General features: G+C 43.1%; 13 protein-coding genes. 1 reads left to right on the top strand and 12 read right to left on the bottom strand.

The features are described 5' to 3' along the window. Positions 1 to 3: 3 nt before the first annotated feature. The 4 genes from thiW to thiE form a co-directional block, all read right to left on the bottom strand. Positions 4 to 519: an energy coupling factor transporter S component ThiW gene (gene thiW / locus DWX96_RS01500; RefSeq protein WP_118056529.1), complete on the bottom strand. Its 516-nt coding sequence runs from the start codon at positions 517 to 519 to the stop codon at positions 4 to 6. Between the two features lie 42 nt (positions 520 to 561). After that, entirely contained in the window at positions 562 to 1,746 is a 1,185-nt protein-coding gene (gene cytX / locus DWX96_RS01495; RefSeq protein WP_117698459.1) for a putative hydroxymethylpyrimidine transporter CytX, read from the bottom strand. Then, positions 1,739 to 2,542, bottom strand: coding sequence for a bifunctional hydroxymethylpyrimidine kinase/phosphomethylpyrimidine kinase (thiD, locus tag DWX96_RS01490; protein ID WP_117841259.1), 804 nt, complete (start codon positions 2,540 to 2,542; stop codon positions 1,739 to 1,741). Before thiD ends, cytX begins: the two co-directional genes overlap by 8 nt. 400 nt (positions 2,543 to 2,942) lie before the next feature. Beyond that, positions 2,943 to 3,590: a thiamine phosphate synthase gene (thiE, locus tag DWX96_RS01480; RefSeq protein WP_117698462.1), complete on the bottom strand. Its 648-nt coding sequence runs from the start codon at positions 3,588 to 3,590 to the stop codon at positions 2,943 to 2,945. Positions 3,591 to 3,910: 320 nt separating this feature from the next. Here thiE and DWX96_RS01475 point away from each other — a divergent pair, with 320 nt between their 5' ends. Beyond that, complete coding sequence (locus DWX96_RS01475) at positions 3,911 to 5,995, top strand: methyl-accepting chemotaxis protein (RefSeq protein WP_118056531.1); 2,085 nt, start codon at positions 3,911 to 3,913, stop codon at positions 5,993 to 5,995. Between the two features lie 117 nt (positions 5,996 to 6,112). On the opposite strand, the gene DWX96_RS01470 is transcribed toward DWX96_RS01475, so the two are convergent. From DWX96_RS01470 to DWX96_RS01435, 8 genes are all read right to left on the bottom strand, one after another. Then, complete coding sequence (locus tag DWX96_RS01470) at positions 6,113 to 6,649, bottom strand: TIGR00730 family Rossman fold protein (protein WP_118056532.1); 537 nt, start codon at positions 6,647 to 6,649, stop codon at positions 6,113 to 6,115. 13 nt (positions 6,650 to 6,662) lie between these two features. After that, the gene (locus tag DWX96_RS01465) at positions 6,663 to 7,994 is read right to left on the bottom strand and encodes a uracil-xanthine permease family protein (RefSeq protein WP_118056716.1); all 1,332 of its coding nucleotides are present in this window, start codon (positions 7,992 to 7,994) and stop codon (positions 6,663 to 6,665) included. A gap of 126 nt (positions 7,995 to 8,120) precedes the next feature. Further along, the gene (locus tag DWX96_RS01460; protein WP_118056533.1) at positions 8,121 to 9,854 is read right to left on the bottom strand and encodes an ABC transporter ATP-binding protein; all 1,734 of its coding nucleotides are present in this window, start codon (positions 9,852 to 9,854) and stop codon (positions 8,121 to 8,123) included. 1 nt (position 9,855) lies between these two features. Then, positions 9,856 to 11,622: an ABC transporter ATP-binding protein gene (locus DWX96_RS01455; RefSeq protein WP_118056534.1), complete on the bottom strand. Its 1,767-nt coding sequence runs from the start codon at positions 11,620 to 11,622 to the stop codon at positions 9,856 to 9,858. A gap of 40 nt (positions 11,623 to 11,662) precedes the next feature. Next, complete coding sequence (locus tag DWX96_RS01450; protein ID WP_118056535.1) at positions 11,663 to 13,207, bottom strand: ABC transporter ATP-binding protein; 1,545 nt, start codon at positions 13,205 to 13,207, stop codon at positions 11,663 to 11,665. A gap of 17 nt (positions 13,208 to 13,224) precedes the next feature. Beyond that, positions 13,225 to 13,956 carry an energy-coupling factor transporter transmembrane component T gene (locus DWX96_RS01445; protein WP_118056536.1) on the bottom strand — a complete coding sequence of 244 codons (732 nt, stop codon included), beginning with the start codon at positions 13,954 to 13,956 and terminating at the stop codon, positions 13,225 to 13,227. After that, on the bottom strand, positions 13,956 to 14,543 hold the full coding sequence (locus DWX96_RS01440; RefSeq protein WP_118056537.1) for an MptD family putative ECF transporter S component: 588 nt from the start codon (positions 14,541 to 14,543) through the stop codon (positions 13,956 to 13,958). The genes DWX96_RS01445 and DWX96_RS01440 overlap by 1 nt, the downstream gene beginning before the upstream one ends. A gap of 125 nt (positions 14,544 to 14,668) precedes the next feature. Continuing rightward, a complete protein-coding gene (locus DWX96_RS01435; RefSeq protein WP_118056538.1) occupies positions 14,669 to 15,292 on the bottom strand; it encodes a TetR/AcrR family transcriptional regulator in 624 nt (207 codons plus the stop codon). Positions 15,293 to 15,299: the final 7 nt, after the last annotated feature.

Genomic DNA, 15,299 nt, shown 5'->3' with positions numbered 1-15,299 from the left:
ATTCTAGTTCTCCAGACTGTCTTTCATCTTTGCTAACATTCCTGATTTCTTTAAAGGAATGGTAATAATCATTGCAATAATGGTTCCGCCACAGGTACTGATTAAGAATGGTACTACAAAAGTAAATAATGCAGCTGCTGTATTTCCCATTACCAGATAAGCAACCGGATAAGAAAGCATTCCACCGATAATTCCGGTTCCTACTACCTCACCGATATATGCAAATGGGAGTTTCTTTCCATATTTATAAAGAAGTCCGCCAAGAAGTGCTCCACACATACTTCCCGGAAATGCCAGTGGACTTCCCAATGCTAAAAGGTTACGGATTAAGGATGCAATAAATGCCTGGGCTAGTCCCCACCAAGGTCCTACCAGAACAGCACACAGTACGTTTACAAGATGCTGTACCGGGGCACATTTTGAGCCGAATACCGGAAATGAAAACAGGCTTCCTACGACTGCGATTGCTGCAAAAATTGCGGTTACGGTTAATTTCTTTAAGTTTGATCTGTGATTCATTTTGTCCTCTCTTCTGTTCCCATCCGAGAGGATGGGAACCTCTTAGTTTTTCTTTACTGCTTCTGCAACTTTTTCCACAATCACGCAGAGAATGACGGTAACCACCATATCCGGAAGTGTATTTCCAACCGGAGTATCAATGTGCATCAGCACACGGTAAAGCACAAATCCGATAAGCCAGACACCAAGATTACGCCACTGAAATGCCATGTCTTTTGCATTGGCTTTCTTTAAAATAAAGTAATCTGCAATCTGTACGGCAATCATCGGAGCAAAGACAGAACCGATAAGATATAAGAAATTTGTAATGTTATCCATTGGATATACAATTGCTGCAACAGTTCCGATTACCGTTACAATAATTGCTGCCCATTTCTCATTGATTTTCTCAGAAATGGATACACTGGAAACACCTGCAGAATAAGCATCCAAGAAAGTCGTTGTTACTGTTGAGAAAATGATAATCACAAGTCCTACGATACCAAATCCGGTCTTTAACATAATCTGTGCAATATCATATTCACCGGTAATAAGTGCTGCACCCATACCAATGACATACATGAAAATACTGACCAGACTGTATACAACAACGCTGACTGCGGTTGCTGCAAATGGTTTTTCTGCTTCTCTTGTATAATCACTGATTAATGGCAGCCAGGAAAGTGGCATTGCTACCGCAAGCTCTACGGCTGCGCCAAAGGTAAGGCTTCCATCATCCACGATTGCCGGAATGGCTCCATTTCCAATAAAAATCACTTTAAATAATACCAGTGACAGGATAAATAATGCGGTCATTGCAACGGTATTGAGCTTTCCAAGATTGGTAAGTCCAATCAGGATCCAAAGGATAATGAGGACTCCGATAATGGCTGCCCAGAACCAGTTTGCTACCGGAATGACACCGTTGGCTGCCAGTGCGCCATCATAAATCATTATGGCAGTCCAGCCTACCAGCTGCAATACATTCAACGCTGCAAAAAGAAGACTTCCCTTCTCTCCAAAGCTCATTTTTACGGTTTCCATGGCACTTCTTCGTTCTCTTGCACCAATCATTCCTGCTGCAAACATCATCAGTCCACCGATTAAGTGTCCCAATAAGATAGCTGCCATGGCTTTGCCAAATCCAAGTGGTGCAAAATAAGTTCCGGTTAAAATTTCAGCTATGGATACACCGGCTCCAAACCAGATTAATCCGTTACTGAATACAGATGTCTTCTTCTCATTCATTGGTATATTCTCCTTCTATTGCAAATGCGTGATTCATCGGGCCGCTTCCCTTTCCAAGGTCTAACATGGCTGCCAGTGCGCCGGATATGTAATTCTTTGCATACTGCACGGATGTTTCCAGGCTGCGTCCCTTGGCAAGATTAGATGCTATGGCAGATGATAAGGTACAACCGGTTCCGTGGGTGTTTGGATTGTCAATTCTCTTTCCGTGGAACCATACCGGCTCTTTGTCCTTCTGCCAGAGCAAATCATTGGCATCATTTAACTGATGTCCGCCTTTTAACAGCACGGCACAACCGAAGGTTTTACAAATGATTTCTGCTGCTTTTTCCATATCTGCTTCTGTCTTTATCTCCATACCGGAAAGCACTTCCGCTTCCGGGATATTTGGGGTTATAACAGTTGCCAGAGGCAATAATTTAGTTTTCAATGTACCGATAGCGTCATCGCTGATGAGCTTTGCTCCGCTGGTCGCTACCATAACAGGATCCACGACTATATTTTTTGCGTGGTACGCTGTCAGTTTGTCCGCAATTGTCTCTATCAGAGCACTGGAAGAGACCATTCCGGTCTTCACTGCATCCGGATATATATCCGTAAAAATACGATCCAGCTCCTCTGCCAAAAATTCTGGAGTTACCTCCATAATGTCTGTTACGCCGGTTGTATTCTGGGCAGTAAGTGCCGTGATCGCACTCATGGCGTATACGCCATTGGCGGTCATCGTCTTAATATCTGCCTGGATGCCGGCGCCTCCACTGGAATCACTTCCAGCGATTGTTAATGCTGTGTTCATACATTTGTCTCCTTTGCATTAATTTTGTATAGCGACCTAAGGTGGTGCCCCCAATCTGCCGCTGTGGTTTGTTATTACATTGCAGGCGATGATATATCTTACTATATTTCCAATGAGCAATCCCGCTGCCCTTGCATACCTTCTTTGTCTTTCAGGGTCACTAGAATTTCCCGTAAGTATATCTTTTTTCCGGCAAACGGCGAAAAGTTGCATCCATGCTCCATTCCGCCTCGCCGGCACATCCATGATGCCGGCGTTGCCTGTTGAATAGGGGAAATCCAAGTGTCCCAGGAAAGACAAAGAAATGGTATTCCAAGGACAGCGTGTTTCCTCATTCAAAATAAGACTCATCTTATCATCATCTGCACTTTATATAAGTAAGACTTTTTTATGTCCTATCTTATTCATGATTTTTTACTACCATATTTACTTTTTGCAACAGTTCTTTCGTTCCCTCTTCGATGTCTTCACATGCGAAGATCCCACTTACAACTGCTGCTCCTGCAATTTCGCATCCTTTTAATTTCAGGATGTTATCGTGGTTGATGCCGCCAATTGCGACTACGGGGATGGTGACACTCTGGCAGATTTCCTGCAGGAGGCTTAGTTCCATCGGCTTTGCATCAGTCTTGGTGCTGCTGCCAAATACGGCTCCGCTTCCTAAGTAATCTGCACCGGCTTTTTCTGCTGCCTGTGCCTGTTCTATTGTTTTCGCAGTCACTCCGATGATTTTATCTGTTCCAAGAATTTCTCTTGCACGGGTCAGCTCCATATCGGACTGTCCCACATGCACGCCATCGGCTCCTATCCTTTCTGCCAGTTCCACATTATCATTGATGATCAATGGTACCCTATAACGGTGGCAGAGTTCCAAAAGGCTTCTGCCTTCTGCTTCAAATTCCGGCTCAGATAATTCTTTTTCCCGAAGCTGCACTAAAGTAACTCCGCCCTTCAATGCTTTTTCTACCTGCTCATATAAGGTCTCTCCCTTAAGCCAGCTACGGTCGGTAACGGCATAAAGAAGAAGCTGTTCTCTTGTAATATTCATATGTGATTTCTCCTCACTACCTGCAAAAACAAAAGTGCAGGACCTCTGTAAAAAAGATTCCTGCACACTAAGTAATCGCACCTGCGTTTCGTTATCTCCCTACGTTGGCATTATCCAAATCAGGTTCTGGGTTAAAGCTTCTGCTTACTCTCAGCCCGCCTGTGCGAGCACCCCGTTTTTCAACGATTTTCATTATACACATTCCCCACAAAAAAGCAAGCTATGTTTTCCATAAAATACCTTGAAAACCACAAAAAAATGGCTTAGAATTAGTTTAGCTTATTATATCATTGTACGAAAGAGAAGGATTAAGAATATCTATGAATTATGATGAAAATGTTTTTAAAGCCAAGGCCAATATCAAAGCCCGCAGAATCTGGCTTGTATTTTCCCTGCTGCTGACCGCTAACTATGGTGCCGATATGTCCAACGGTCTCTATCCATCGAAGCAGTATCTCTATTTTGTTCTGCTCTGCTGGATTCCATTTTTTATTGGAGAATTATTTCTAAAAATCAAAGGCAAAACTACTGACATCTATCGCTATATACTGGTGCTTGGTTACGGTATCTTTTATACTTATCTTTTATGTACCACAGCATCCCCAATTGCATTTACCTACATTCTGCCGGTAACCAGTCTTTTAATTATTTTTAAAGACCGGAAATTCATGCTGCAGTGCGGTATTGCAAATACTATCAGCGTAGTAATCAGTATTATTTACCGCTATATGGTATTAAGCTGCACCACTGCTACTGACGTAAAGAATTATCAGCTGCAGATATCCTGCCTGATTCTGTGCTATATCTGTTATATCATGTCCATCCGCCACTTAAATGAGGCTGACGGTGCACTGACAGACAGCATCAAGGATGATTTACACCGTGTGGTAAATACCGTAGAAAAAGTAAAAACTGCCAGCAATAACGTTATGGACGGCATTACCGTTGTCCGGGAACTGGCTAATGAAAATAAACACGGTTCTGACGTTGTCTTAAAAGGAATGAATAATCTGACCAACAACAATCAGGAATTACAGAACCGTACGACTTCTTCCCTTGATATGACAACTGACATCAATTCCCAGGTTGAGCATGTTGTATCCATGATTCACGAAATGGTATCTTTGACGGATGAATCCATTCACCATGCACAGATTAGTTCTGCCGACTTAGAGGGTCTGGTTACAACTGCCGGCACTATGTCAAATCTTTCCAGCGAAGTAGAACAGGTTCTTACGGAATTTACTTCTGAATTTGAAAAAGTAAAATCTGAAACCGGAACCATTGACAATATCTCCGGTCAGACCAATCTCCTTGCCTTAAATGCTTCCATTGAAGCTGCAAGAGCCGGAGAAGCAGGAAAAGGATTTGCTGTTGTTGCTGAAGAAATCCGTACCTTGAGCACTGAAACCAAGGCTTCATCCAAACAGATCCAGGATGCGCTGATGCGTTTGGATGAAATCTCCGGCAAGATGACAAAATCCATTGAAGAGACCTTAAAACTTATTCAGCTTACTCTTGAGAAAGTCACACTGACCGGCGAAAACGTAAATAAAATTACCGCTGACTCATCTCAGATGGGTGAGCATATACAGGTCATTGACAATGCAATCAAAGAAGTGGAAACATCAAACCGACAGTTAGTAGAAAACATGAAGTATATTTCTGAAATTGTCGATACCATGACACTCTGCATTCATGATTCCGATGATATCAGTCAGCGTATGGTAAGTAAATATGATGAAAGTGCTAACAATATTAACAGCATAGAAAATGAAATCCAGGCGTTAATGTGCAAGCTTGGAATCGGCGGCTTCATGGGTATTGAAGATATCAATCCTGGTATGAAAGCAACTATCCGCCTGACGAAAAACCCCGACCATGATTTCCATGGTGAAGTTCTGAAACAGTATTCCAACCAGATTATACTTTCCCTGGAAGAAAAGCTTTCTCTTCGTAACAGTGAATCCTGTTCCATCCAGATTACTGTTGGAAATGTACTATACTGCTGGGATAATGCTTCCATCCATGTAGATAAAATAACCTCTGATTTCGTCGTAGAAATCACCGGCAGTCCAAATATTTTAAACAGACGGAAATATCCTCGTGCCGACCTTTCCAATTTCTGTAATATTACAGTTAAGAACACCGGAGAAACCTTCCATGGACGTATGGAAAATATCAGTGCCAACGGATTTGCTTTCCTTTGCGATGCACCGTTCTTTGCAGATAGCAAAGGGACTGATATTCTCTTAAATATCCTTTCCTTTGATTTACCAGATCAGGCTGCTTTGGAAGGTCATATTATCCGAAGTTCCGACGACGAAGGCATGTATATCGTCGGCTGCCAGATGCCGGAAGACAATATGGCAATTAAAGATTATGTAGAACAGTTGCTAGGATAAAAGAAAACTCATAGCAGATTCCCAGTCGGAATTTACTATGAGTTTTTTTCTATAAGTTTTCTTTTCTGTCTGTATTTTATATTGCTGACCTCTGCCCTGACTTTCCAGAATCTTCTTTCAACGACTCTGAATAAATGTCTCAATTTCCGATAAGTCCTTTGAAATCAGTACCCGGTTAAAATCTTCTTTTGCTGCAAAGCCTGAGGTCTGCATTTCTTTGAAAAATGCTTTCAGTGGCTGATAGAAGCCATCAATATCATAAAGAATACATGGATTCTCATTGATGTGAACACGCTGCAGGGATATGATATCCGATAACTCGTCTAAGGTTCCCGGCCCGCCCGGCAGTGCAATGTAAGCATCCGCTAATTCTATCATTTTCGCTTTCCGCTCTGCCATGTCTTTCGTATCTATGTACTCTGTTAAAAACTGGTGTCTGCGGTTTTGAATGGATTCCACCTGCGGCAGTACACCGATTACTTTCCCACCATTGGATAAGACGGAATTGGCTATGGTTCCCATCAATCCACCACGAGCTCCACCATATACCAGCGTGTGTCCGTTCTCTGCAATCCACATACCAAGGGCTACTGCACCGATGGTATATGCTTCTTTACTTCCTGCGGATGAACCGCAATATACTGCTATATTCATATGCTCTCCTCTGCTACTTTTCCTGACGTTCTACTTCCATATTTTTAGGCAATACAAGATTTAAAATAATGGCAGTAAGAAATACAACTGCTACACAGTTTTCCGCAAAAATAGAACGGATAATGCCTGGGAAGATTGCAAATAAATCCGGCAGCTGGGTAAAGCCTAATCCGATACTTAAGGACAGTGCCGATATGGTGATATTTCTCTGGGAAAATCCACATTTTCCAATCATCTGCAGTCCACTGATTACGATAGTTCCGAACATCATAATCGTACATCCACCCAGAACGGCACTTGGCAGTGTGGCAAGCACTGCGCCCACTACCGGAAAAATTCCTGCCAGAATCATAATTATAGCTCCTGTTGCAATGACAAAACGGTTTACAACCTTGGTCATGGCAACCAGACCTACGTTCTGGCTGAAGGATGTAATCGGCATACAGCCAAATACCGAAGATAATGCACTGACAAATCCGTCACAGGCAAGCGAGCCCGCAGTTTCTTTTGTAGTAACGTCACGGTTTAAGCCGGATGATGCCAGTGCCGAAGTATCTCCGATTGTCTCGGTTGCCGATACTAAAAATATCAGAACAAATGCGATAATGGCATCTGCATGAAATTCCATTTTAAAAGGCATCAGATGTGGCAGTGCCAGAAGACTTGTATCGGAAAGTGCAGAAAAATCAACTACCCCCATACACAGTGCCACGATATATCCTACAATCAGTCCGAACAGTACGGATAACTGTTTGAAATAGGATTTTGCTACAATATTAAATACGATACAGCATACCAGTGTCACAGTTCCAAGTATCCAGTTGGTTGCAGATCCAAAATCTGCACTGCTGCTGCCACCACCAAAGGAATCTGCACCTACTTCAAGCAGGGAAAATCCAATTGCTGTTACAACGGTTGCTGCAACAATCGGCGTTACCAGCTTCATCCAGTATTTGGACAAAAGTCCAAGGACACCTTCTACGATACCTCCAACAAGAACCGCTCCCATGATTGCTCCATAGCCATACTGTCCGCCAATGACACAGGCAATGGATACAAAGGTAAAGGAAATTCCCATGACAATCGGAAGTCTCGAACCGATTCTCCAGATTGGGAATAACTGAATCAATGTTCCGATTCCAGCAATCATCATTGCACTCTGAATAATCATTGCCGTATTCTTTGCATCCATTCCGCAGGCCCCTGCCACAATCAGAATCGGTGCAATATTGGCTACAAACATAGCTAAAATATGCTGCAAGCCAAATGGAATTGCATTTAAAACCGGCACTTTGCCATCCAGCGCATAAATATTATCTACGCTGGCTTTCTGACCTGCTGCCATACCATCTTTTGTGTTTTTTCTTTCTAAAAAACTCATTTTCTTTTTTCCTCCGTTATCTATTTCCGCAATAGCATGCTCGCTATCTTTTTTATCTTATGACGGAACAAAGGGGAGGTCAACTTCTTTTTACAATTTCCAGCCTGCTGCCTGAAGCTGTGTCTTTGCCATATGCCGGTAAACGCCATCCTTTGCTGTAAGTTCTTCCGGCGCACCCTCTTCGGCTACCACTCCATCTTTTAATACCACAATCTTATCTGCATCTGCCACCGTACGCATGCGGTGTGCAATAATCATAACCGTCTTATCCTGAATCAACCGGGACAATGCCTCCTGAATCAGTGTTTCATTATCTACATCTAAGGATGCGGTTGCTTCATCTAAGAATATAATCGGCGCATCCTTTAAAAATGCTCTTGCAATAGAAATTCTCTGACGTTCTCCACCGGATAATTCAGAACCGTTTTCCCCAATCATGGTATGCCAGCCCTCCGGCAGTTTATCTGCAAATTCATCACAGTGTGCCAATTTTGCTGCCGCAATGACTTCCTTGTCTGTTGCATCGGAACGTCCAATACGGATATTTTCCATAATCGTATTGTTAAAAAGTGTAACATCCTGAAAGACAATGGAATAAAGAGACATCAGTGTTTCCGGGTCAATCTTTGAAATGTCCATGCCGCCTACCGTAATCGTTCCCTTATCGATATCCCAGAATCTTGAGGCAAGTCTTGAGACCGTGGTCTTACCGCCGCCGGATGGTCCGATTAATGCAGTGACTTCGCCCTGTTTTGCGGTAAAGGTCACATCCTTCAGCACACTTTCCTGACTGTCATAGGAAAATCCCACATGGGAAAATGCAATGTCATATCCGTCATATTTCATCTCGGTGCTTCCACTCTGTACCGGATGGGATAAAATTTCATCCAGCCGCTCGCACTGCACATCCACGCTGATTATGGCAGCAAGGTTCTGCAGGGAAATCTGCATCGGGTCATAAAGTCTTGATACCAGTAATAAGAACATAAAGAAAGTCAGTAAATCAATACTTCCTTTCGAAAGTAAAATTCCGCCAACCAGTGCTACTGTTGCAATTCCAAGCTTTAAAATCATCTGGGCACCGGATACAAAGACTGCATTTCCAAGTTCTGCTGCCACTGCATGCTTTTCTACTGCTTTAATTTTCTTCTCAAGACCAGCCATATAATTTTCCTGTGCATCATTTGCCCGTAAATCACGGACAGTCTCTAAGCATTCCTGAATGCCATCTGCGCAGGCCATTTTCAGCTTCATCTGTTTTCTGCTAAGGTATCTTAAAAATTTTCCGGCACTCAGCACAATGAGAAAAGATACCGGCAGTACCCACAGCGCAGCCAGTGCCATCCGCCAGTCAAAGAAAAATAAGCTGACAGCAATAATTGCGGTGGAAACACAGGCTCCAAAAAGCTCCGGAATATAGTGGGAGGATGCCGTTTCTATCGTGGCACAGTCCGCCATAATGGTGCTGGTCAAATCGGATAAATCCTTTTTGCCAAAGAAAGATAATGGAATCTTTCTTAATTTTTCTGCCAGCGTAATTCTTCGCACACCACTTTCCACATAGGTGGCAAGGAAGGTGCAGTTATACTGGATATACGTTGTCACTGCGATCAGAACCAGACAGAGAATACTTCCCACAAGGTAGAACACGCCTCTGCCGCTCAAGTTATCATTCAGATAATCCTCCACCAGAAAATACAGCAGTCCCACCGGAAACATCAACACAATATTGGAAACGGTTGCTGTCAGAAATGCCTTTATCATGTCATTTGCACCCTGCTCTGAAAGTGCATATTTATGTTGTATTTTTTCTTTCCAGCTCATGTTACGCACCTACCTTCCACTGTACCGATTTGTTGTATTCTTCCCACATATGAGCATATACACCATTTTTCTGAAGTAACGTCTCATGGGTTCCCTCTTCTGCAATACTGCCATCCTTTAAAACGCAAATCCGGTCTGCGTCTACAATAGAGGACAGACGATGGGCAATCATAATTACGGTCTTGCCCTTAGACAGTCTGGAAAACGCTTCCTGCACCTTTGCTTCATTATCCGGGTCTGCAAAGGCTGTTGCTTCATCCAAAATCAGAATCGGTGCATTCTTTAACATGGCTCTTGCAATGGAAAGCCGCTGGGCTTCTCCACCGGATACATAGGTTCCGCTACTTCCGATTACTGTATCAATTCCATCCGGAAGCTTCGCAATAATATCTTCACACTGGGCTTCCTTTAACGCCTGCATGACTTCTTCTCTGGTTGTCTCCTTCTTTCCCATGCGAACATTTTCCAAAATGGAAGTTTTTAATAATTTGCTGTCCTGAAATACAAAAGACACCATATCCATTAACTGCCTGGAAGAAATTTCCTTCACATCCTTATTTCCAATCAGGATGCGCCCTTCCGTAGTATCAAAGAATCTTGCCACAAGGCTTGCCAGCGTCGTCTTTCCGCCGCCGGACGGTCCTACAAATGCCACATGCTCGCCCTCTTTGATGACAAGATTAATCTGATGCAGTGCATCTCTTCCGGCATCTTCATAGCGAAAGGATACATTTTCAAAGGTAATGGAGTTGTTCTCCGGCTCCTGTGCATGGGCGGTTTCCGGTAACGGTTTCTTTTCTAAAATACTTTCGATACGGGAAATTGCATCTGCTACAATCAGCTGATTTTCACTGGAATACATAATTTTATTCATGGTCACAGTGATAATCGGCGTAATGATAATATAGAACAAAAGATTCAATAAAAAGGTATTATCTCCTCCTTTTCCGGCAAAAAAATATGTTGCTGCAATCAGCACTGCAAATACCGCATTGATTGCTGTTGTATAGCCCGTCATCGGTGCCCGCATTTCCTTCGTGTACGCAATCGTCCATTTTTCATATTTCCTGATAGAGGTCTGAAAGCGTTTGAATGAAAATACCGACTGTCCGAAAGTCTTTACTACCGGGATTCCACGGACATATTCCACTGCTTCGCTGGACATTTCGTCCAATGCATTCTGATATTCTTCCATCTTATCTTTCATACGCTGTCCGGTCATGGTTCCCATAATCAAAAATGCTGCCACCACAGGAATCAGACTCAAAAGACCAAGCCGGAAATCAAATACCATAAGCAATACCAAAAGACCTGCCGGTGTTGCGATGGCTCCTGCCTGATCCGGTAACTGGTGCGCCAGATAGGTCTCTGTTGCTGCGCTGGATTCATTGACGATTTTACGGATTTTGCCGGTTCCGTCTTTATCTAAAAATCCCATTGGCAGTGTCAGGATATGCCGCATCAGGCTGGTACGGATATTTGCCTGGACGCGGAATGCTGCCAGATGGGAACACATCAGCGCGCACACATAAACCAGCATGGATAAAATGGCAAATCCAACGGCTGCCCAGCCATATTCTTTTAAATGAGCTGCTTTGCCAAAATCCGGTGCCACAGAAAGCACTTCTTTCATAATTCTCCAGATGTAATAAAATGGTACCAAAGCCAGCCATACGCTGATTACCGATAAAATCCAGGATGCTATAGTCAGATAGCGGAATTTACCGGCATAGACAAAAAGCTTTGATAAGGAACTTTCCTTTTTCACTTTTTCTTCTCCTCCTTTAAAAATAATTGATTCTTTCTACTTATTGAAACGAAAACTGTTTTAAAAACCGCTCCCGGTGTGCTGCTGTCAGCGGATAATACTCTGCCACTTCTCCCTCTTCGATATGTAAAATGTGGGTACAGCACATTGCAATAAGCTCCGGGTCATGGGTAATAATAAATGTTGTTTTACCGTATTTCTTCAGATGTAAAAATAAGTCTGCCGTCTGCTTCATATGGCGGTAGTCCAGTCCGCTGGTAGGTTCGTCAAAAATCAGTACCGACTTATCCGCCAATAGTGCCGATGCAATCGCCACCCGCTGTTTCTGTCCGCCAGACAAAGACATGGGATGCCGTTCTGTAAGTTCTGATAAATCAAGTTCTTTTAATACCTGTGGCACTTTTGCTTCTTCTGCTTCATTCATGCCAAGGCGGATTTCATCCTCCACGGTCTCGCAGAACAACTGATGGTTCACATCCTGCATGACCATATAGCATTCCTTTAACATCTGTCCCGGTTTCTGCCATTTTCCATGCAGCTTTGTCTGTCCTTTAAACTTCTTCTCAAGACCGCACATACACCGTAAAAATGTGGATTTTCCTGCTCCATTATGTCCGGTAACTGCCACAATGCTTCCCTCCGGGAGCGAAAAATCTTTCACTTTAAGAACCGGCAGCTTTTCATAGGAAAAGTTGTAATTGTGGAATTCTATTGCCGGGAGAGTTGCCTGCTTCTGTACGCCCGGTTCTACTGCTTCTGTTATTGCCGATTTTTCTGTTGCTCCATGCAAGTTTGTTGTTTTCCATAAGTTTGCAGTTTTCGGCTCCTCCGGGAAATCTGCTGCAACCGTTGTCATGCGGCGCAGTCCCAATTCTTCTAACCGTTCCGGTGGAAATGTCCGGAATTCTTCCATGGATATGTCAAATAACACGCTGCCTTCTTTTAAATATATAACCCGGTCGCAGATTTCCTTCAGCCAGTAAAGCCGGTGTTCTGCAATCACGATGGTCTTTCCCTGCGCCTTCCACAGTTTTAGTGTTTCTTTTAAATCTTCAATGGCATCCAAATCAAGATTTGAGGTAGGCTCATCCAACACCAGCACTTCCGGCTGCATGGCTGCCACTGACGCACAGGCAACCTTCTGCTTTTCACCTCCGGATAATCGAAAGATATTGCGGTTCATTAACTTTTCCATGTTTAAATCACGGACTGCCTGTTCTCTCCGCTTTAGGATTTCCTGCTCCGGCAATCCCATATTTTCACATCCAAATGCCACCTCGCTGTTGGTATCCAGACAGAAGAACTGGCTTCTTGGATTCTGGAATACACTTCCGACCCTCGATGCAATGATATAAAGCTCTTCTTCTTTTACCTTAAGCCCGTTTACTGTTATCTCGCCCTCTAATGTACCTTCATAAAAATGTGGAGTCAGTCCGTTTAAAAGTCTTGTAATCGTAGTCTTGCCACAGCCGGATTCTCCGCACAATAAGACGCAGGAGCCGTCCGCAACAGACAGATTAATATTATGGAGTGCGCCTATGTCAGCGGTTCCATATTGAAAATTAACATTTGAAATCTCTATCATTCGTCCGTTCCACCTTTCTATGCTACAAGCCCTGCAATCCATGCCGCATACGGACTTAATGCAATGAGAAACAGCAATATATCCTGCATATGAAAACCGATTTTGCATACATTGGTGCGCCGCACTTCTCCGCCTAAGCCTCTGGTCAGCGCTGCCGCATTTAATTCTTCCCCTATTTTTGCAGAACAGACCATCAACGGAACCAGCCGGTACTCTATCATTTTCGTCACGTTTTTGCCGCCCAGCCGGATATCACGCATCCGCATGGCTGCATTGATGGATGAAAATTCATCTGCTACCGTTGGAAAAAAGCGGAACATGACGGACAGCGGAATCGTTATTTTATCTGTCACATGCATTTTCGACATAGCTGCCGTAAATTCGCTTACCGTTGTTGTCTCAATCAAATACATGCCCAGCATGATTCCTGGCAGGAACCGGGATAAGATGCCGCAGAGTGCCAGCAGCAGGAAATTTACAATGCCTGTGGTGCGTGGTCCGAAATACCAGAAACAAAGATACGCCGCCGCATAAATGAGGACATAGGTAAATGCCCGTTTCCATTTTCCAGCCAGTAAAAAAAGAACAACAGGCAGCACACACAACATCGGTGCCAGCAAATCCACATTTTTCCCTCCGGCGCCGCCTAAAACAAATACTGCTACCGTAAGAAGCAGAAACATTTTCGTCCGCGGGTCAAAGGTTATTCCTGTTCTTTTCTCATCGGGCTGTAATAAGCTACCCTGCATTATGCAATTCCTGCCTTTACGAAATGCTTTTTCAAAATTGCTTTACCGATGAAGCCGCCGATAATTCCGCAGACCAGACAGGAAACTGCCAGTAATGGAGCAAGCCAGGTATTTCCCATAATTTCAGTAAGGCTGGTGATGTATGCCTCACCAAAACTCTGGCGGGTCAGGAAATATTCTTCTGCATTGATTAAAAGCGGAACGAAGTTTCCAAAGATAATCAGCGAAAATACGGCATAGCTTGCAATGGTCTTCTTACTGCTCTTATAATTACCGCTCTTTGCAATCAGGTCTGCAATGAAACCGAATACAATTCCAAAGATAAACGGCCAGTATCCCATTCCGGTAACCCACAGGAACAGTCCTACGATTATGGAATAAATCGTAATCATTCCAAATTTTTTGACTTTGGTCATAAACAGCATCATTGGAATTCCGCCCAGTAACGGCACCAGAACACATAACATTGGCATCATAATCGGAATGAAGCCAAGCATGGCAACAGCTGTCATAATGACACAATAAATTGCTGCATAAATACCTACATTAATCAGATCTTTTCCTTTTAACTTTGCATTGTTTTTCATTTCTAATGCTCCTTTTGATATTTTTTATTATATAGCACTGTCTAACGAAAATTAGGTTTGACTAACCAATATTTTTAAGAAAAGACTGCTTCCTGCTGTTACAAGATAAGCAGTCTTACTATCTTTTACACTTCGAATTTTAAAATGGTATTCCAGCCTGCATAGTTGAATTTTTCCAGCATATGAACGTATTTCCGTGCAGTTTCTTTCTCCATCTTATGACGCACAACTTCAAACATGCTGTCAAATAATGCCCTTGTCATAATATGGATGAATTCTCCCGTCACTTCATTTTCCTCATCATTCTGAAAATGAATAACCTCCATGAACTTGTAGGTATATTCTGCCTCTACTTCTGCCAACTGTTCTACAAAATTCTGGAACTTCGTTCCATAGGACGCCTCTAATAACAGCTGAAATGCGGTAAAATTATCATAGATGTAATCCAGCATTTCATCCATTCCGGATATTACATAGTCATCCATTTCTTTCGGCTGCCGCTCCGGCTCTACTGCATGAAATTCTTCCTGCGTCTTCACAAAAAGATTCATCATATACTCTGCCACCGGTCCTACAATTGCTGCAAACAGCCCTTCTTTGTCTTTAAATCTGGAATAAATAGAACCTGTGGTTGTTCCCGCTTTCGCCGCAATGGTGCGAAGCGATGCATCGGAATAACCCTTTTCTAAAAATTCTTCCGTTGCGCAGGAAAGAATTCTTTCCGATACGCCTTCGATTGGTTTAGTCACTGATGCC

This window comes from Roseburia sp. AF22-2LB (assembly GCF_003461125.1).
Taxonomy (GTDB): Bacteria; Bacillota; Clostridia; order Lachnospirales; family Lachnospiraceae; genus Roseburia_C; species Roseburia_C amylophila.
The sequence above is the reverse complement of the archived record's forward strand: the minus strand, read 5'-3'. Positions and strand labels throughout refer to the sequence as shown.

Coding starts and splice junctions, on each gene's coding strand:
- DWX96_RS01470 (WP_118056532.1), bottom strand. CDS start 6,649: ATGAATATAGCAGTATATTGCGGTTCATCCGCAGGAAGTAAAGAAGCA.
- DWX96_RS01475 (WP_118056531.1), top strand. CDS start 3,911: ATGAATTATGATGAAAATGTTTTTAAAGCCAAGGCCAATATCAAAGCC.
- thiD (WP_117841259.1), bottom strand. CDS start 2,542: ATGAACACAGCATTAACAATCGCTGGAAGTGATTCCAGTGGAGGCGCC.
- thiW (WP_118056529.1), bottom strand. CDS start 519: ATGAATCACAGATCAAACTTAAAGAAATTAACCGTAACCGCAATTTTT.
- DWX96_RS01460 (WP_118056533.1), bottom strand. CDS start 9,854: ATGAGCTGGAAAGAAAAAATACAACATAAATATGCACTTTCAGAGCAG.
- cytX (WP_117698459.1), bottom strand. CDS start 1,746: ATGAATGAGAAGAAGACATCTGTATTCAGTAACGGATTAATCTGGTTT.
- DWX96_RS01440 (WP_118056537.1), bottom strand. CDS start 14,543: ATGAAAAACAATGCAAAGTTAAAAGGAAAAGATCTGATTAATGTAGGT.
- thiE (WP_117698462.1), bottom strand. CDS start 3,590: ATGAATATTACAAGAGAACAGCTTCTTCTTTATGCCGTTACCGACCGT.
- DWX96_RS01465 (WP_118056716.1), bottom strand. CDS start 7,994: ATGGCAGCAGGTCAGAAAGCCAGCGTAGATAATATTTATGCGCTGGAT.
- DWX96_RS01450 (WP_118056535.1), bottom strand. CDS start 13,207: ATGATAGAGATTTCAAATGTTAATTTTCAATATGGAACCGCTGACATA.
- DWX96_RS01445 (WP_118056536.1), bottom strand. CDS start 13,956: ATGCAGGGTAGCTTATTACAGCCCGATGAGAAAAGAACAGGAATAACC.